The following is an 18510-nucleotide window of genomic DNA, read 5'->3' on the forward strand; positions in this document are numbered from 1 at the left end:
TTTAACGATGACGGAAAAAGCCGTCCCGGCTATAGGAATTCATATGGAAACGGATGGAAAGACCCTTCGCCGCGGCTGGACCACGGGCACCTGCGCGGCAGCCGCCACGAAGGCGGCCTGCGCCGCCCTTCTGACCGGCAAATTTCCTTACCCTGTCGAGGTCGAACTTCCAAGCGGCGCACGGCCGGCATTTTCCCTCGCGACAGAGGAAAAAGGTGAAAACTTCGCCCGGGCCGGCGTCGTCAAGGATGCCGGAGACGATCCCGACGTCACCCATGGCGCCCTGATTGAAAGCACGGTCAGACGGGGAGAACCCGGAAGCGGCATCACCTTCAAGGCCGGCAAGGGCGTCGGCACCGTTACCCGGCCAGGCCTGCCGCTGCCGCCGGGAGAACCCGCCATCAACCCAGTACCGCGCAGGATGATCGAGACGGCCATTCGCGAAGTGGCGGGAACAGATGCCGATTTCGAAGTCGAAATTTCCGTTCGTGACGGAGAAAGACTGGCGGAAAAAACCCTGAATGGCAGGCTCGGCATTCTCGGCGGCATTTCCATTCTCGGCACCACCGGCGTCGTCATTCCCTTTTCCTGCTCGGCCTGGATTCACTCCATCTGGCGCGGTATCGATGTGGCGCGGGCGACCGGCTGCACCCACGTGCTCGGCGCGACCGGCAACACCTCCGAAAAGGCCGGGCAGGCGCTGTATGGCCTGCCTGAAACGGCGCTGATCGACATGGGCGATTTTATCGGCGGCATGCTGAAATATCTGCGCAGCCACCCGGTCGAGCGGGTGACGATTGCCGGTGGCGTTGCCAAGATGACCAAGCTCGCCCAGGGCATGCTCGACGTGCATTCCAAGAAAGGCCTTGCCGACCTTGAAGCACTGGCGGCTTTGGCCACGGAGGCGGGAGGGGATGACAAACTCGCCATTGCCATCCGTCAGGCCAATATGGTCGCGCACGCCTTTCAACTGGCCGAAGGCGCGGGGATAGACCTCGGGGCGACCGTTGCGGAAAAAGCCTGGGTAACCGCGGCGGCGGCGCTGAACACGCCCACCATCGCGCTCGATATTGTGGTTTTCGATCGTCAGGGCGCGCTCAAGGGGCGCACCGCCTCCACACCGTCGCATCAGCCCGCCGCATCTCCTTTCGGAGAACGGAACCGGCGGACATAGTCGGTACTATAAAGTGCACTCTCGCGAAAATCCGTCGAGGCAAGCCCGCGCCCGACAAAGATCAGCGCCGTGCGCTCCACCGGCTCCGCTGCAAGCCTGCCTTCAATATCGAACAGCGTGCCGCGAATGACCCGCTCATCCGGCCAGGAGGCGCGCACCACGATGGCAACGGGGCAATCGGACCCGTAAAGCGGCGTCAGCTCCTCCACCACCTTGCCGATGGCATGGATGGCGAGGTGGATGGCGAGTGTTGTGCCCGTTGCGCCGAAAGCCTTCAGCGTCTCACCGTCAGGCATCTTCGATGCACGGCCGGAAATGCGGGTCAGCACAAGGCTCTGCGCCACTTCCGGCACCGTCAGCTCCCGCTGCAGGGCGGCGGCAGCGGCGGCGAAGGAGGGCACGCCGGGCGTGACGGTATAATCGAGTCCCAGCCGTTCCAGCCGACGGATCTGCTCACCCATGGCGCTCCAGACGGAAAGATCACCGGAATGCAGCCGCGCCACATCCTTGCCTGCCTCTGCCGCGGCAACAAATTCCGCCTCGATCTCATCAAGCGAAAGTGCAGCCGTATCGACGATGCGGGCATCCGGCGGGCAATAATCGATCAAGGCCTTCGGAACCAGCGAACCGGCATAAAGACACACGGGGCAGGCAGCGATCAGATCGCGCCCACGCACCGTGATGAGATCTGCGGCACCCGGACCGGCGCCGATGAAATGAACCGTCATTCTTCTTCTCCGTATTCAATAGCGCAGTCGTTACCACGTGGCGCATTGCCCGTCGTTGCGATAGCCACAGTTACATCACCGACGATGAGGCGGGGCGCAACCAGCCGTGCACCTGCTCCAGCTGCCGCAAGCGCCGAGGCTTCACTGACGCTGGGCGTTCCGGCGTGATCGAGACTGGCCTGTGAAAATGTCATCGTCTCGGCGGCAACTGCCTCGAGCCGTTCCTGCGTTACGATTTCAAGCGACAGCGATAGGGCTTTCGCCGCTTCCGCGAGGCCAGCTTCCCCGGCCTTGAGCGGAGCAGTCGCCAAAGAGTTAACCTTCATGCCAAGGGTTCGCTCGGCGGCGCGTATGGCCGCGATGATCGCATCCGAAGGAACGCCTTTGCAGCAGCCTATACCAGCCACGGTCACCATGGCTTGACCCAGCTCCATTGCGTCACCGGCATGGCTGGACGCCAGCCGGACATGGAACCGACAGCCGCTACGCGAGAAACCTCCAGCCGGATCATCGAACCGCCAAACCGCGCATTCGCATCCAGCAAGACCGCTTCCATTTCCAGCGTCACCGCATTGGCGACCAGCCGACCGCCGGGTTTCAGCGCCTCCATGGCAGCCTCGAACACACCTGCTTCACTGCCGCCACCACCAACAAAAATAGCATCCGGCGTGGGCAAGCCTTCAAAAGCTGCCGGGGCCACACCGATCATGACCTCCAGCCCCGGAACACCAAAAGCATCAGCATTGCGGGCGATTCGTTCCGCCCTTTCCGGATGTTGCTCTATGGCGATGGCGCGCAGCGAAGGATGCGACAGCATCCATTCGATGCCGATCGAGCCGGAGCCCGCGCCAATGTCCCACAGCAATTCTCCACGCCGGGGCGCCAGCGAGGAGAGCGTCACCGCCCGGATTTCACGTTTGGTGATCTGCCCGTCATGTTCGAACAGGCTGTCATCGAGCCCTCGCGTGAACGGCAGGACACGCGCATCCTCATCCGCCACGACATCAATCGCCACCACATTCAGCGGGTCGATATCATCAAAGGAAAAATCAGCCGCCCGGGCTTGCCGCCGCCTTTCACGCGTTCCGCCCAATGCCTCGAGCAGAATGAATTCCGACCGGCCAAAACCGGACGCAGCCAGCAACCCCGCAATCAAAGTCGGGTCACGCTCATCCGAGGTCAGCGCGATGATCCGCGCACCGGGCTGCAGATTCGGCCGCAAAAGATCGATGGAGCGCCCGTGCAGCGAAACGCATTCGGCCGATTGCAGCGCCCAGCCAAGCCGTGCCGCAGCCAGAGAAAAGGCGGAAGGCGAGGGATGGCAGACTGTCTCCCCGGAAGGAATCCGCCGCAGAAGCGTAACACCGACGCCATAGAAAAACGGATCACCGGAGGCGAGCACACACACCCGGCGGCCACGCAATGCGAGAACACCGCTCATCTCCACATCGAACGGCACCGGCCACGGGCGCGCCTCGCCCTGAATGGCCGCAGCCGCCAATTCCAGATGGCGTTTGCCACCAAAAACCACCTCGGCCACTTCGATCGCCCGGAGTGCATTTTTGCCGAGCCCATCAAGTCCGTCTTCGCCTATGCCGACGATGGAAAGCCACGGCTCTTTTTTCTTTTCTGCGGCAGCGCTCTTTTCATTAGAAGCTATCTTTTCAGTAGAAGAACTGGCCGTTCCGGAATATTCAGACGTCATGACACGCTCCATACTCATCCTTGGCGGTACGGCGGATGCCCGCATTCTGGCCGGCAGGCTGGCAGAGGACTCCGGCTACCGAATTCTGCTGTCCATGGCGGGCCGCACGCTCTCGCCGGTCGAACAACCGGTACCAATGCGCAGCGGCGGTTTTGGCGGCGCGGCGGGGCTGGCGGATTTCATCCGCTCCGAGGGCTTCGATATTCTGGTTGATGCCACCCATCCCTATGCGGCGAGAATTTCCGTCAACGCGGTTGAAGCGGCAAGGCTGGCCGACATTCCTCTCGTCGCGCTTTCGCGCCCCGCCTGGCAGCAGCAGCCGGGTGACAGGTGGCAGAGCGTCGAAACCGTCGAACAGGCCGTTAATGTGCTCGGAGATGAAAGCAGGCGTGTATTTCTGGCTCTCGGCCGCCAGGAGCTTCTTCCCTTCGAAGCCGCATCCCGGCACAATTATCTCATCCGCAGCGTCGACCCCGTGGAGCCACCGCTGAACGTACCGGATGCGCGCTACATCACCGCGCGCGGCCCCTTTGCACTGGATGACGAAATCCGTATGCTGGAGGACAACCGCATCGAGACGGTGGTTTCCAAGAATTCTGGTGGCAGCGCCAGTTACGGCAAGATCGAAGCGGCGAGACGGCTTGGCCTGCCGGTCATCATGATCGAGCGGCCGCAACCTCTCGGTGACGCGCCCCTGAAGGGCGCGACGGTGCCGGACATAGCGTCTGCGCTCACCGCCATCCGCCATCAGCTCTCCCTTTTCGAAAACCGCGGCGAATAAACGATAGGTTCCTTGCCGGAACGCTCGATCAGACGAGTTTCCACCGAACCGACGATGATACACGTGGCCATATCAGCCATATCACTCGATGCTTCCGACAGGGGCACGACCCGAATGCGCTCATCCGCCCGACCTGCGGCGCGACCGAAGATCACCGGCACCGATCCGGGCAGATGCGCACGCAAAAGATCGAAAGCAGTGCCGAGCTGGTGCGGCCGCGCCTTGCTAACGGGGTTGTAGAAAGCCATCACGAATCCGGCTTCCGCTGCCGCGATCAGTCGCTTTTCAATGATGCCCCAGGGCTTGAGATTATCCGACAGCGAAATGGCGCAGAAATCATGGCCCAGCGGCGCGCCGGCCTTTGCGGCAACCGCCAGCATGGCGGTCACACCCGGTACTACGGAAAAATCGATGTCGCGCCATTCGGACGGGCCATTCTCAATCGCCTCGCAAATGGCCGCTGCCATGGCGAAAACGCCGGGGTCGCCACCGGAAACCACGCAGACCTTGCCGCCTTCGGCCGCAAGCCGCAGCGCCTGTTCGGCACGGGAAATTTCTTCACGATTGTCGGAGGCATGTCGGCGCTGGTGAGGACCAAGCGACAGGCGGTCGAGATAAGGAATATAACCGAAGAAATCTTCCGAAACCTCGACGGCAGCCAGCGCTTCCGGCGTTACCTGCGCTGCGCTGCCGGGGCCGAGGCCAACCACGACGAGGCTGCCGGTCATGGCTTTTCACCTGTCGAGGGTCTGGTTTTCCAGCCGGGAACCAGAACCAGCGAAAAATAGGGGGCCGGCGATGCGTCACGCTCGATGAGCGGCACCGCATGGCTGTTTGCCATGGTGCCGCGCTCCACATAAAGCGCCTCGCTGAGCTTGCCGGCCTTTTCCAGCGCCCGACGGATTTTCGGCAGGTTGCGCCCGACTTTCATGATCACGGCTCCATCCGTGCCAGAAAGACGTTCCGCGAGAATATCTTCCGCCAGCGTTCCGGGAAGCACGCTCAATATGTCGTCGCCCTGCACCAGCGGCAGCCCGGCCATGGACCAGCAGCCGGACATGGCAGTGATACCCGCAACCACCTCTGTATAATAGGACGGCGAAAGCCGCAGATGAAGGTGCATGTAGGAGCCGTAAAACAGCGGATCGCCTTCCGAAAGCACGGCCACATTGCGCCCGGCCTCGAGATGGGCGGCGATGTCTTTCGCCGACTGATCAAAGAATGCGGCAATCGCGCCGCGATAATCCTCGCCGTTCTTGTCGCTTTCGACGGTCACCGGATAGACCAGCGGCATTTCCAGCGTGCCGGGGCGGATGAAGGCTTCGACAATGCCACGACCATTGCCGCTGCCGCCCTTTTTGCAGAAGAAGGCAAGCACATCGGCATTTTCAATGGCGCGCACCGCTTTCAGCGTCAGAAGCTCCGGATCGCCCGGCCCGGTGCCGACACCGACCAGTTTACCTTTGGCATGTTCAAAAAGAGCCGCACTCACAGGCCTGCCCTCGCAACCGCATTGATGGCAGCGGCCGTCATGGCCGAACCGCCCATGCGCCCCTTGACGATGGCATAGGGAATGCCGAGCGCACTTGCCTCCAGCGCATCCTTCGATTCCGCCGCGCCGACGAAGCCAACGGGCATGCCAATGATGGCGGCAGGACGCGGCGCACCCTTTTCCAGCATCTCGAGAAGATAAAACAGCGCCGTCGGCGCATTGCCGATAGCCACCAGAGCGCCCTCCAGATGATCCGCCCAGAGATCGAGTGCGGCGGCAGAACGCGTATTGCCGATCTTTTTCGCAAGCTCCGGTGTGCGTGGATCACGCAACGTGCAGATGACGGCATTGTTAGCCGGAAGCCGGGCGTGGGTCACACCATGGGCAACCATTTGCGCATCGCAGAGGATGGGTTTTCCCGCCAGCAACGCACCCCGCGCAGCGGCAACGAAGTCAGCCGAGAAACGGAAATGGCTGGCCGCTTCCACCTGCCCGCAGGCGTGGATCATGCGAATGGCGATATCCGCCTGCTCTTCGGTGAAGGCGGATAAATCCGCTTCTTCACGGATAATGGCGAAGGAGCGCTCATAGATCGCATTGCCATCGCGAATATAGTCATAGTCGGTCATCGGTCATCCTGTCGAAGCGCCGCACCAATTGCTTGCCTGCCAAGGCGGGCGAGCAGGGTGGCGCCGTTTTCTCCGGGCTTATGTTCTTTTTCGTAAAGACGGGCAAGCCGCGAAAGCGCCGTCCTCCGCTGTGCGAAAGGTAAAATCCCGTCAGGCGGGTCGCCGGCGCGGCCGGAAACGGAAAAGGCAAGACCATCAGCCGTGCCGCAAAAGGCCAGAAGCGACGGGGCAGGGTGCGCACAACCTTTGCCACAGCCGGAAATATGCAGCGTGAAAGAACCGTCGAGCAACGAGGCGCATTCCCGGGAGGCAAAGGCGGCCAATTCATGGGTGGGAAGAAAAGCCGATGCACAGCCCGGCGCGCCGGGACAGACGGCGATGGAAGATCGCGCATCGCCGGGCTCGGTAACGAAACCACATGCCCCTGCAGCCTCAAGCAATGCATCGCAAGCGGATTTCGATCCGAAAAATAGCATGCTGTGGTTTGGTGATGGCCGCAAGGCCCTGATGCCGAGCATATCGGCCTCCTGGCAGAGACGCGATAAATCCGAGCCTCGAGCCTGCCCGAAAGCAAGCGCGGCACCGGCGGCAAAAAGACCCGTGCCCGCCGCCATCAATCCCAGCGGCGAAGAAGGTGCCTGGACGGCCTCGCTCTTTATCACCCGATCCAGCAGCCGATCACCACAAACCGATTTAATGATCGAAGCGTCCAGATCGCGGCCACGGGCGAGCGGCCCCTTGCCCGCGAGATAAAGGAGAAGCGGCAGAACGACATCCACCGCCGAGTCCGTCTCGACCAATCCCGCATTCAGCGCTTTGCTTTCCGGCCCGCCGACAAGCAATTGCCAGAAAGTCTGGCTGCCCAGCCGGATTGCTTTCAGGCGAATATCTGCGAGTAATTCCCCCATGGAGAGATATCCGCCGGCATCGATGATGATGGAAATCTTGGCGGCGAGCTTTTCATGAAGAGCGAGCCGGTCGGCCTCTTTCCGAATCTGGTCGGCAAGAAAACGTCCATCGGCGATTTCCGCATCATCCCGGCCGGCAAGAGGCGAAGTCTCGACCGCCAGCCCTTCGCGCAGCGGCAGGCCAAGCGCCAGCACATCCTTTTCCAAGGCGCATGCGCTTTCCGGCGTCAGGCCACGGAACTGGAGGCTGCCGCGTGCGGTGATGTCGAGTAGCCCATTGCCATATCGCTCGGCGAGATCGCAAAGCACCACCATCGCACGGGGCGATATATCCGCCTCGAAAGCTACTCGCGACAGAAAACCGTCGCCGGTCCGCATGGGTGCCGAGAGCGCCGGGCAAAGACCGCGGCGACCGAATGGCTGAACGGGATCGGCAACAGCAGCCATCATGCGCCCACCCTTTCGGAACGGGGCATGATCAGCATTTCAAGCTCCGCATCCACCGCATTTCGCCGGCTGTGCCACAGGCCGCGACGGCGAGCGGACAGGAAACGTTCGGCCATCACCTGTGCTGCCTTCGGATTTTCCCGCAGGATGAAATCGCGCACCTCTTCGTTGCCGAAGTAGGCGTCATAAAGCGCCTCGATCAGCGAGGAGGAAACCACATTGGTGGTTTCGGCAAAGCCAACGAGCCTATCCACCGTTTCGGCAAATTCCGCCGCTCCGCGTGGGCCATGCCGCATCTGGCCGGCAATGAAGCGCGGGTTGACGGCGCGTGCGCGCACTACCCGCGTCAGCGCCTGCGTCATCGACCTTGCACGCGGGCGGGCCGGATCGGTCGTATCCAGCGCCACAATATCGGCTACACCACCCAACGCTGCCTTCGCAGCAGAAAAGCCGCCGATGAAGGCCACATCGGAAGAACCATCCAGAAGATCACGGCCGGGGTCGTCGCCGGTATGGACAAGGAGATCGGCCCGACGCACCAGCTCTACAAAACCGGCATCATCAAAAATCTCCAGCCCGTCAGCACCGCCGAAAGCATGGCTTGCAGCATCGAGATAGGCCTGCCCCAGTTCCTCGCGTTCGTCCCATTTTCCGCTAGCGAGTTTTTCCTCGATACCTGCACCATAGGTGCCGGGCGCGGAGCCGAAAATGCGCGCAGGAATATGCCCGAGCGCGGCCGCCTCTTCCGCCAGCGGATTGTCGCCCGGCGCTTCATCCCGCCGTGCCACGGCCTTGGCAGCCGCATCAAGCAGCGCGATCAGTGCCGGGAACATGTCGCGAAACAGGCCGGAAATGCGAAAAGTGACATCGACCCGCGGTCGCCCGAAGCTCGCCGGCGGCAGAACCTCGATGCCGGTAACGCGGCCGGTCGCCGTGTCATGGATCGGCCTTGTACCCATCAGATGCAGCGCCTGCGCCACATCCTCACCGCCATTGCGGAGACTCGCACTGCCCCAGAGATCAAAAACCAGATGTTTCGGCCAGTCGCCATGGCTTTGCAGATGATGGCGCAGCACCTCCTCACCCGCCATGCGGCCGAGCTCGAAGGCCGTCGGCGTCGGCATGGTGCGCGGATCGGCGGCATAAAGATTACGGCCGGTGGGCAGCACGTCGAGCCTTCCGCGCGCGGGTGCGCCGGAAGGGCCGGGGGGAATGTGACAACCGTCGAGCGCGGCAAGCAGCGCGGCTTTTTCCGCCTTCGCGCTTTCAAGCCTTAACGGATCGGCCTCGCCTTCCGGGTGCCGGCCGAAAATATGCTGGCCATCCTTGATGGCGAAATCCTTGAGGTCGCAGAGAAAGGCGTCGATGCGCGACAAAGCCGCATCGGCATCGTCCTTCGCACCCACGCCCGCCTCTGCCGCAAGCCCGGTTTCCAGCGCCTTTTCAACGATCAGTTTCGCCAGCCGATCGCGGCGGCGGCGATCCAGCCCATCGGCCTGCGCATATTCGTCAACCAGTTGTTCCAGCGCCGATTGTTCCGGCGAGAGCCCAGCATTGACCAGCACCGGCGGAACATGCCCGATGGTCACAGCCGCAATCCGCCGTTTTGCCACCGCCGCCTCGCCGGGATTGGAGACGATAAAGGGATAGACCACCGGCAGCGGACCGGTGACGATTTCCGGAAAGCAATCGCGCGAAAGCGCCACCGTCTTGCCCGGCAGCCATTCCAGCGTGCCATGCGCGCCGACATGCACGATGGCGTGTGCAGCCGCTACCCGCTGCATCCATGTGCCGAAAGCGACAAGCGCGTGACGCGGCGGCAGGGCAGGATCGTGGTAATCCACCCGCCGATCCTCATTGCGACCCCGGTCCGGCGCAAGCGCCACGAACACATTGCCAAAGCGGGCAACGCGAAAGCGGAATGCGCCATCAACAAGCACATCGTCACTTTCCGCAGTTCCCCATGTTGCATTCAGGGCAGTTGCGGCAGCGGCCGGCAATGCGGTCAGGAAATCGCGATAGTCGGAAAGATCGACCGTCGCTTCCTGCTGTTCAACGCAGTCGAGCAGCGCCCGCGCCGTGTCTGGAATATCCGACACCGCATATCCTGCATCGGAAAGATCGCGCAGCATTTCAAGCACGCTTTGCGGCACATCCAGACCGACGGCATAACCCGTGCGCCCCGGTGCCGCACCCGGATAATCCGGCATCAGAATGACGATACGACGATCCTGCGGCGGCGCCTGTTTCAATCGCAGAAACGCCCCGATGCGGTTCGCCACCTGTTCGATACGATCCGCTTCCGGCACATTCAGGAGGCTGGCACCGCCATCCGCCCGCGCCTGCTTGAACGAAATCGCACCGGCGAGAATCCGGCCATCCAGTTCCGGCAGAACCACGTGCATGGCAAGATCGGAGGGGTTGAGGCCACGCGCATTTTCCGCCCAGCCGTCACGCCAGGTGGTCGCCATCACCACCTGAAAAACAGGGACACCGAGGCGGTCGAACAGCGTCCGTCCGTCCTCATCCGTCTGGCTGGCAAAAGCGGTCGCAGCAATGATGGCGGCAGGCTGCAGGTCAGGCAACACGCTTTCGAGAAAACGGATCGCCTCCCCGTCCTTCAGACCGCTGACGAAAATCGGCAATGGCACAAAACCGCGCCCGGAAAGCGCATGGAAGAGCGCATCCACGGGTGCTGCATCAGCCGCCAGCAACATCGAGCGGTAAAAGAGAATGGGCAGTATGGCTGCATCGGCTGGAAAACCGGCAATGGCTTCCGCTTGACTGACGACACCCTGCCCCGGCCGGTAAAATCCGGTCTTCGGCAGAGGCTCGGCCTCAATATCCGGCCACGCGCCATCCTCTGCCAGAGCCGCAAGACCAGTTGCAAGGCTACCCATATTCGCCCTTCCCCCTTCACGGAAAAAGGAAAGGGCAGAGGCCAGTATCTGCCTGTCCACGGTCGAGGCCGCTTCAAGCTTTTCGTCCCTGTCGCTGCACTCGCCCGGCAATAGCAGAAGCTTGATGCCGCGCCGTCGGGCCATCATGGTAAGCTGATCGACGCCGTAGCGCCATCGATCAGCTCCACCGAGAATCCGGATAAGGATAACACGGGCATGCTCCGCCGTCTTTTCGATCCACAGATCGACCGACATGGGGTGCCGAAGCTCGGAGAGGTTGGCGGCGGAGAGCGACGGGAGAGCATTTCCAGCCTGCCGCCAAGCCCTTTCCAGCCCGGCAAGATCGCTTGCCGAAAAAGACAGCATCACCACATCCGAACGGGGCTGGTTGAGATCAACCGGCTCGATCAGATCGTCCAGGGACGAGGATGTGGTGGCGAGAATATGCATCTAAGGCATTCCCAGTAAAAGTCCGTAGCGGTCAGGCGGCCAGCATCTGCTCGATCTTTTCGCGGTTGATGCCCTTTTCACCAATGATAACGAGCCGGCTGCGGCGTTCTTCACCCGCCGCCCATGGGCGATCATAATAGTGATTGACGCGGCTGCCGACAGCCTGCACCTGCAGGCGCATCGGCTTTGCGGAAACTTCGATGAAACCTTTGATGCGCAGGACATTTTCCGCAGCCGCCGTCTCGGCGATGCGGGCTGCCAGCGCCTCCGGGTCGCTCACGGCCGGCAGGTCGATGACGAAGCTGTCAAAATCGTCGTGTTCATGGTCGAACGCGCCATCGTGATGGGTACGGCGGTTTTCGATATCCTCTTCCACCGCAAGGCCAAGGCCGATCAGCACGGCAGGATCGATGGCGCCATTCGACGCGACGACGATCTTCGCCGCCCTCGGCAGATGTTCGAGCACATGAGCCTTCGCCTTCTCGAGACCGACATCATCGAGAAGATCGGCCTTGGTCAGCACGATGAGATCGGCGCAGGCGACCTGATCCTCGAAAACCTCTTCGACCGGATCATCGTGATCGAGCGCCTCGTCATTGGCCCGCTGGGCGGCAAGTGCTTCCATGTCGTGGGCAACCTGTCCCTCGGCAAGGGCTGCGCCATCCACCACGGCCACCACGGCGTCCACCGTCACGCGGCTCTTGATCGCCGGCCACTGGAAGGCCTGCACCAGCGGCTTCGGCAGGGCGAGACCCGAGGTTTCGATAAGGATATGCTCCACCTTCGGCTGGCGGCTGAGGATTTGTTCGATAGCGGGCTGGAAATCATCCGCCACCGTGCAGCAGATGCAGCCATTGGCCAGTTCAACGATATTTTCTTCCGGGCAGCTTTCAATGCCGCAGCCCTTGAGAATTTCGCCATCGATGCCGATATCGCCGAATTCATTGACGATGATGGCAAGCCGCTTGCCATCCAGCTTTTCGAGAAGGCCACGCAGCAGCGTGGTTTTTCCGGCCCCCAGAAAGCCGGTGACGATGGTGCAGGGAACGCGGTCCAGAAGGGTGCTCATGATCTCTCCTCGGTAAAATTGAATGGGGGAATGCGCGCCACCATGCCGCGCTTCAATGGTTCGGGGCGGCCGCGCCATGGCATCAGGCCGTCTGCGGAGGCAGCCAGCATATGCGCACCTGTCAGCAGGTCTTCGGCGTCATTGGGCGTCAGCCCGCCAAACACATAGGACCAGCCGTCGGCGCCACGAAGCACGGCGCTGAGGCCGCGCTTGCAATTGGCAAGGCAGTTGACTGAGCGGACGATGGTGCCGGATGCTTCCGCCTTCGCGATGACGGCTTCGGCGAGACGCGAACCAGCGCGTGGTTCGGCATTGGGATCGGCTTCATCGCGACAGCTTCGGCAAACGAAGACCACCACACCAGACGCCGTGTCAGCCTGCGTGTTTCCGCCTGCACATGAAGATGTCGCTGAAATATCCAAACCGTTTCGCTTCCCGCGCCTTTAAAAAAATCGTCGGGGTGCGGGTATCGAAAACGGTATGCGCAGATGCGCAAACCCAATATTCGATCTGACCGACTGACCGGAGCACCCCGCCCGACAGACGTTTTTCTGAAACGGCAGGTCTCCTGGCTTGCGGCTTCAAAACACCCGGACACCGCCTTCCCGAACCCATCTTCAAAGGTCCAGTGGCTTTACGGTGCAGGCTTACCGCTTACAGTTGCGGGGGCAGCCACGGAATGACCCATTGTCCGGGTGGAACCGTGTTCCCTCTTAGCTTTTCCCGTTGCCGGGAAAAGACCGTCAGTCCGTTACCATTAGGCTGAACGAGGGGGAGGGTCAATGCCGTGGCCTGCCCCTCACGCATTGCCGGGTGCGGCAAATTGGGTATAGTCGCCGCTCCGAATGGCAGGGGCATCCGGCCCCGCACCGCAGGATGAGAAGGAAAACGCGATGACGCGCGACATCAGCGATAACGAAGCCGAACGCCACCGGCAGAAAATGGTCAACCGCAAAACGGTTCAGGATGCCGAAGTTGCGGCAAAGACCATCGAAAAAGGTCTGCTGATGATCAATACCGGCCCGGGCAAAGGCAAATCCACGGCGGCCTTCGGCCTTGCTTTGCGCATGCTCGGCACCGGGCGGCGGGTCGGCGTCGTGCAGTTCATCAAGGGCGCATGGTCAACGGGCGAACAACAGGCCCTGACGCTTTTCGGTGACAAGGTTGTCTGGCGCACCATGGGCGAGGGTTTCACGTGGGACACGCAGGATTTGAAACGCGATGTTGCCGCAGCCACAAAGGCCTGGGAAGAAGCCAAGGTCCTGATGGCCGACGAAACCATCGGCCTCCTGATCCTCGACGAACTGAACATCGCGCTGCGTTACGACTACCTGCCGCTGGAAGAGGTCGTTGAAACCCTGTCCAGTCGCAGGCCTGATCTGCATGTCATCGTCACCGGCCGTAATGCCAAGCAACCGCTGATCGACGCTGCCGACATGGTGACGGAGATGACGCTGGTGAAACACCACTTCAAGGCGGGTGTGAAGGCGCAGGCCGGGATAGAATTCTGAAATGACCGCACGGGTGCTGATGTTTCAGGGAACCGGCTCGGATGTCGGCAAATCGCTGATGGTGGCCGGCCTTGCCCGGGCATTCACCCGGCGCGGCCTGTCGGTGATGCCGTTCAAACCGCAGAACATGTCTAACAACGCGGCGGTAACCGCCGATGGCGGCGAGATCGGCCGTGCCCAGGCGCTGCAGGCGCGGGCGGCGGGCGTGCCGCTCTCCGTCCACATGAACCCGGTACTCCTGAAACCACAGAGCGAGACCGGCGCACAGGTGGTGGTGCAGGGCAAGATCGTCGGCAATGCCAGAGCGGCCGATTATCAGCACATGAAAGCCGGGCTGATGCCGCGTGTGCTGGAAAGCTTTGAGCACCTGAAACAACAGGCCGATCTGGTGCTGGTGGAAGGGGCGGGCAGCGCGTCTGAAATCAACCTGCGCGCCAATGATATCGCCAATATGGGTTTCGCCCGCGCAGCCGATGCTCCCGTCATCCTGATCGGTGATATCGACCGTGGCGGCGTCATCGCCAGCCTCGTCGGCACCAAAGCCGTGCTCGAAAACGATGACGCGGCAATGATCGCGGGCTTCATCGTCAACCGCTTTCGCGGCGATCCCACATTGTTTTCTGATGGCATGCGGATGATTGCGGAAAAGACCGGCTGGGTCGCCATCGGGCTCCTGCCGCATTTTTCCGATGCCACGAAACTACCGGCGGAAGATGCGCTCGGTCTTTCCGGCCCTGGCCAGCAGAAATCGGGCGCAAAAATCCGCATCGCGGTGCCAATCCTGCCGCATATCTCCAATTTCGACGATCTCGATCCGCTGGACATGGAGCCGGATGTGGAACTGATCCGCATACGGCCCGGCGAAACCATCCCCACCGATTGCCAGCTGGTGTTGCTTTGTGGTTCGAAATCCACCATCGCCGATCTTGCCGTGCTGAAAAGCGCGGGCCTCGATATCGATATCAAGGCCCATGCCCGGCGCGGCGGTTACGTTCTCGGCCTCTGCGGCGGATACCAGATGCTCGGCAGAACCGTTGCCGATCCTGACGGCATAGAAGGGCCGCCGGGAACGGCATCAGGGCTTGGCCTGCTGGATGTCGATACGGTTTTGACCGGCGACAAGCGGCTGGTTTCCGTGCGTGGCAGGAGTTTCGATGGAATTGATTTATCCGGCTATGAAATGCATGTTGGCGAAACGAAGAGTACTACGGATAGCCCACCGTTTTCGATGATCGAAGGACATGCCGATGGCGCCATTTCGCCTGACGGCCGCGTCTTCGGCACCTATATTCACGGACTTTTCGCAGATAACCACCAGCGCAGCGCGTGGCTGAAGCGACTTGGCGGCCAGCGTTCGGAACTGAATTATGATGCGCAGGTGGAGGCCGTCCTCGATCGTCTTGCCGCGCATATGGAGCAGCATCTCGATCTCGACAGGCTGCTTGCTATAGCGAGATGAGAATTGCCAGAAGCGCGAACAGGCCGATCAACAGGAAATCTGCGATCCTTGCCAGCCGAAGCGCCGTGCGAATATCGCTGGCAACCAGCGCCGCCCTCCCGCCTTCACCCATAAACCGCGCCTCGATCATCTGCCCGCCATAGGAGCGCGGGCCAGCGAGCGCAAAGCCAAGAGCACCGGCCAGCGCCGCCTCCGGCCAGCCGGCATTGGGAGAACGGTGGTGTCGCGCATCGCGACGGATTGCGGCGATTGCCCCGCGCGGAGAAGCGCCTTTCACAAAAAACGCGGCAATGACGAAAAGACCGCCGCTTAATCTTGAGGCGGGCAGATTGACCAGATCGTCCAGCCGGGCCGAGGCCCAACCAAAGGCTTTATGACGTGGCGAACGATGGCCGATCATGCTGTCAGCCGTATTGATCGCCTTGTAAGCCGCACCGCCCGGCAGACCCAGTACGCCGAGCCACAGGGCGGGGGCGACGATGCCATCGGAAAAATTCTCGGCCAGACTTTCAATCGCCGCCCGGCAGATCGCCGCCTCGTCCAGCTTTTGCGGATCACGACCAACGATCATCGATACCGCCTTGCGGCCACCTTCCACTCCTTCGCGCTCCAGAGCGGTGGCGACAGCTTCCACATGCTGCTCCAGACTTTTCTGAGCCGGAAGCGAAGCACCGAGGATTGCAACAGCCAACAGGCCGAAGGGCAGGAGAAGCAGAAATGATTGCACAGACCATGCAAGAATGACGGTGAGACCGACAAAAACAGCCAGTGCCGCCACGCCTGCAGCCTTACGCTGCGAAAATGACGCGCTCTCCCGGTTCCATTTTTTGTCCAGCAGCGCGATAAGCGAACCGATCCAGGTGACGGGGTGGCCGATACGGTTGAACAACCAGTCCGGATAACCGGTCAGGCGTTCGATCACGAGCGACAGGAAAGCGAGAGCAAAGAACATGGGCGAAACAGTACCAGAAAAGGCTCAAGGAGCGATCCGTCACGGCGGCAATCTCGGCAAGGCGCGGCTGATGTTCCCTGAAGCGCCTGAACCTTGGATCGACCTATCGACCGGGATCAATCCGCACTCCTATCCGCATTCGCCCGTTCCCGCCAGCGCATTTGCCCGCCTGCCGGAACCTGGTGCCGCCGAGGAGTTGAAGCACCTGGCAGCAGCCCATTTTGGCGCGCCGTCCGCCTCGCATATCACGCTTTCACCTGGCACCCAGATGCTTATGCCGTTGCTGGCTCAAATCGCGCTTTCCCGTGGGGCAAAAAGCGGGGCCGTGCTTTCTCCCGCTTATGCGGAACATGCCCGCACCGCGCGCATGGCCGGACTGACTGTGACCGAAGTTGAAAATCTTGGTGACCTGTCGGCTCACGATTACGCGGTGGTGGTCAATCCCAACAATCCCGACGGCCGCATCACGGATCGAGACGCTTTGCTGTCTTTGGCCGATTCGATGCGCGGTAAAGGCGGCCTGCTCGTCGTGGATGAAGCCTTTGTCGAAGCAGGAGGGGCGGAAAGTCTCGCAAATGCTGCGGATCACGATGCGCTGATTGTGCTGCGATCCTTCGGAAAATTTTATGGCATGGCAGGCGTACGGCTCGGTTTCGCGATTGCGCATCCCACTACCACCGCCGCACTGGATGCGAGGCTCGGACCCTGGGCAGTTTCCGGCCCGGCACTGCATATTGCGACCGAAGCTTTGGCAGACGAGGAATGGCAATCATTCATGCGCCTCCAGCTCGCGAAAGAAGCCCGACGCATGAATGACCTACTGAAAAAAGCGGGGCTGGAAATCGCCGGCGGCACGTCCCTCTTCACGCTGGTCCGGGACAAGCACGCCGCAGCACTATACGAGCATCTTGGCCAGCGCGGCATTCTGGTCCGCGTCTTCGATGAAAGGCTGAGCGATATTCGTTTCGGCCTCCCCGGCAGCGAAGCGGAGTGGCAGCGCCTGGAAGCGGCGCTGCTCTCTTTCAATCATGCCTCGAAAGTGTAGGTCTCAATCGACTCAGGCTTCATTTCGATGGAGAAGCCCGGCAGTTTCGGCGGCATGTAAGCGGCGTTGCGGATATCGCAAGGCTCGATGAAATGCTCGTGCAGGTGATCCACATACTCGATGACGCGGCCTTCCTTGGTGCCTGAAACCACCAGATAGTCGATCATCGACAGGTGCTGCACATATTCGCAAAGCCCGACGCCACCGGCGTGCGGCCAGACCGGCAGATTGTATTTGGCGGCAATCAACAGCACCGCCAGCACTTCGTTGAGGCCACCCATACGGCAGCTGTCGATCTGCACCACATCGATCGCGCCTTCAGCGATGAACTGCTTGAACATGATGCGGTTCTGGCACATTTCGCCCGTCGCCACCTTCACGGAACCGATGGCTGCGCGAATCTTGCGATGGCCGGCGACATCATCCGGGCTGGTCGGTTCTTCGATGAAGAAGGGCTTGGAAAAGGCGAGCTTATTCACCCACTCGATTGCCTGATCAACTTCCCACACCTGATTGGCATCGATCATCAGGTAACGGTCGGGGCCGATCACCTCGCGGGCAATGGTGAGACGGCGAATGTCATCTTCCAGATCACGGCCAACCTTCATCTTCACATGGTTGAATCCGGCATCGATGGCTTCCTGGCAAAGACGGCGCAACTTGGCGTCGTCATAACCGAGCCAGCCGGCTGACGTCGTGTAGCAGGCATAACCCTCGTTCTTCAGCGTCTCAATACGCTCCTTCTTGCCGCTCTCGGCCTTTTTGAGGATCGCGAGCGCATCGTCGCGGGTCATCACATCGGTCAGATAACGATAATCGACGATATCGGCGATTTCTTCCGCGCTCATATCGGCAACAAGCTGCCACACCGGCTTGCCCGCCTTCTTCGCCAGCAGGTCCCAGACCGCATTGACGACGGCACCGGTGGCGAGATGCATCGCCCCCTTGTCCGGGCCGATCCAGCGCAGCTGGCTGTCGCTCGTCAGATGCCGCCAATATTTGCCGGGGTTCTCGGTGACGGTGGCGAGATCGGTGCCGACCACCAGATGCCGCATCGCTTCGATGGCCATGCAGCAAATGTCATTGCCGCGACCGATGGTGAAGGTCAGCCCGTGGCCCTTAAGGCCCGGCTCATCGGTATCGAGAATGACATAAGCCGCCGAATAATCCGGGTCGGGGTTCATCGCATCCGAACCGTCAAGGCTCTGGGAGGTCGGAAAACGCAGGTCGAAAACACGCAGATCTGTAATTTTGGTCATG

At 61.3% G+C, this 18510-nt stretch carries 17 protein-coding genes and 1 riboswitch; of the genes, 5 read left to right on the top strand and 12 right to left on the bottom strand.

Going from position 1 to position 18510, the window contains the following annotated elements:
- Positions 1–43: 43 nt before the first annotated feature.
- Positions 44–1174 carry a cobalt-precorrin-5B (C(1))-methyltransferase gene (locus tag PL640_RS16020; RefSeq protein ID WP_271362588.1) on the top strand — a complete coding sequence of 377 codons (1131 nt, stop codon included), beginning with the start codon at positions 44–46 and terminating at the stop codon, positions 1172–1174.
- On the opposite strand, the gene cobM is transcribed toward PL640_RS16020, so the two are convergent.
- Genes cobM through cbiE form a run of 3 tightly spaced genes read right to left on the bottom strand, consistent with a single transcriptional unit; the run spans position 1129 to position 3607 of the window.
- Positions 1129–1902, bottom strand: coding sequence for a precorrin-4 C(11)-methyltransferase (gene cobM / locus PL640_RS16025; protein ID WP_271362589.1), 774 nt, complete (start codon positions 1900–1902; stop codon positions 1129–1131). The genes PL640_RS16020 and cobM overlap by 46 nt on opposite strands.
- Positions 1899–2318 (bottom strand): cobalamin biosynthesis protein, encoded by a 420-nt coding sequence (locus PL640_RS16030; RefSeq protein WP_271362659.1) that lies wholly within the window; start codon positions 2316–2318, stop codon positions 1899–1901. Before PL640_RS16030 ends, cobM begins: the two co-directional genes overlap by 4 nt.
- Entirely contained in the window at positions 2312–3607 is a 1296-nt protein-coding gene (cbiE, locus tag PL640_RS16035; protein WP_271362591.1) for a precorrin-6y C5,15-methyltransferase (decarboxylating) subunit CbiE, read from the bottom strand. The genes PL640_RS16030 and cbiE overlap by 7 nt, the downstream gene beginning before the upstream one ends.
- On the opposite strand from cbiE, the gene PL640_RS16040 reads away from it, so the two are divergent.
- Positions 3606–4388, top strand: coding sequence for a cobalt-precorrin-6A reductase (locus PL640_RS16040; RefSeq protein ID WP_271362592.1), 783 nt, complete (start codon positions 3606–3608; stop codon positions 4386–4388). The two genes, cbiE and PL640_RS16040, sit on opposite strands and share 2 nt — an antisense overlap.
- On the opposite strand, the gene PL640_RS16045 is transcribed toward PL640_RS16040, so the two are convergent.
- Genes PL640_RS16045 through PL640_RS16075 form a run of 7 tightly spaced genes read right to left on the bottom strand, consistent with a single transcriptional unit; the run spans position 4355 to position 12705 of the window.
- Positions 4355–5116: a precorrin-3B C(17)-methyltransferase gene (locus PL640_RS16045; protein WP_271362593.1), complete on the bottom strand. Its 762-nt coding sequence runs from the start codon at positions 5114–5116 to the stop codon at positions 4355–4357. The genes PL640_RS16040 and PL640_RS16045 overlap by 34 nt on opposite strands.
- Positions 5113–5880, bottom strand: a complete 768-nt coding sequence (locus PL640_RS16050) for a precorrin-2 C(20)-methyltransferase (RefSeq protein WP_269700859.1) — start codon at positions 5878–5880, stop codon at positions 5113–5115. Before PL640_RS16050 ends, PL640_RS16045 begins: the two co-directional genes overlap by 4 nt.
- Positions 5877–6509, bottom strand: a complete 633-nt coding sequence (locus PL640_RS16055; RefSeq protein WP_271362594.1) for a precorrin-8X methylmutase — start codon at positions 6507–6509, stop codon at positions 5877–5879. The genes PL640_RS16050 and PL640_RS16055 overlap by 4 nt, the downstream gene beginning before the upstream one ends.
- Entirely contained in the window at positions 6506–7864 is a 1359-nt protein-coding gene (gene cobG, locus PL640_RS16060; RefSeq protein ID WP_271362660.1) for a precorrin-3B synthase, read from the bottom strand. The genes PL640_RS16055 and cobG overlap by 4 nt, the downstream gene beginning before the upstream one ends.
- Positions 7864–11214: a cobaltochelatase subunit CobN gene (gene cobN / locus PL640_RS16065; protein ID WP_271362595.1), complete on the bottom strand. Its 3351-nt coding sequence runs from the start codon at positions 11212–11214 to the stop codon at positions 7864–7866. The genes cobG and cobN overlap by 1 nt, the downstream gene beginning before the upstream one ends.
- Before the next feature lie 31 nt (positions 11215–11245).
- Positions 11246–12283, bottom strand: a complete 1038-nt coding sequence (gene cobW, locus PL640_RS16070) for a cobalamin biosynthesis protein CobW (RefSeq protein WP_271362596.1) — start codon at positions 12281–12283, stop codon at positions 11246–11248.
- Positions 12280–12705 (bottom strand): DUF1636 family protein, encoded by a 426-nt coding sequence (locus PL640_RS16075; protein ID WP_271362597.1) that lies wholly within the window; start codon positions 12703–12705, stop codon positions 12280–12282. Before PL640_RS16075 ends, cobW begins: the two co-directional genes overlap by 4 nt.
- Before the next feature lie 119 nt (positions 12706–12824).
- Positions 12825–13043, bottom strand: a riboswitch (cobalamin riboswitch).
- A 133-nt stretch (positions 13044–13176) separates the two neighbouring features.
- Here PL640_RS16075 and cobO point away from each other — a divergent pair.
- The gene (gene cobO, locus PL640_RS16080; protein WP_271362598.1) at positions 13177–13794 is read left to right on the top strand and encodes a cob(I)yrinic acid a,c-diamide adenosyltransferase; all 618 of its coding nucleotides are present in this window, start codon (positions 13177–13179) and stop codon (positions 13792–13794) included.
- A 1-nt stretch (position 13795) separates the two neighbouring features.
- A complete protein-coding gene (locus PL640_RS16085; protein WP_271362599.1) occupies positions 13796–15253 on the top strand; it encodes a cobyric acid synthase in 1458 nt (485 codons plus the stop codon).
- Here the strand turns inward: PL640_RS16085 and cbiB are convergent.
- Complete coding sequence (gene cbiB, locus PL640_RS16090; RefSeq protein ID WP_271362600.1) at positions 15240–16205, bottom strand: adenosylcobinamide-phosphate synthase CbiB; 966 nt, start codon at positions 16203–16205, stop codon at positions 15240–15242. The genes PL640_RS16085 and cbiB overlap by 14 nt on opposite strands.
- Between cbiB and cobD the strand changes: the two genes are divergently transcribed.
- On the top strand, positions 16204–17250 hold the full coding sequence (gene cobD, locus PL640_RS16095; RefSeq protein ID WP_271362601.1) for a threonine-phosphate decarboxylase CobD: 1047 nt from the start codon (positions 16204–16206) through the stop codon (positions 17248–17250). The genes cbiB and cobD overlap by 2 nt on opposite strands.
- Here the strand turns inward: cobD and PL640_RS16100 are convergent.
- Positions 17232–18509 carry an L-fuconate dehydratase gene (locus PL640_RS16100; protein WP_271362602.1) on the bottom strand — a complete coding sequence of 426 codons (1278 nt, stop codon included), beginning with the start codon at positions 18507–18509 and terminating at the stop codon, positions 17232–17234. The genes cobD and PL640_RS16100 overlap by 19 nt on opposite strands.
- Between the last annotated feature and the right edge of the window lies 1 nt (position 18510).

Origin of the sequence: Agrobacterium sp. ST15.16.024 (assembly GCF_027956545.1) — a bacterium.
GTDB classification, from domain to species: Bacteria; Pseudomonadota; Alphaproteobacteria; order Rhizobiales; family Rhizobiaceae; genus Agrobacterium; species Agrobacterium cucumeris.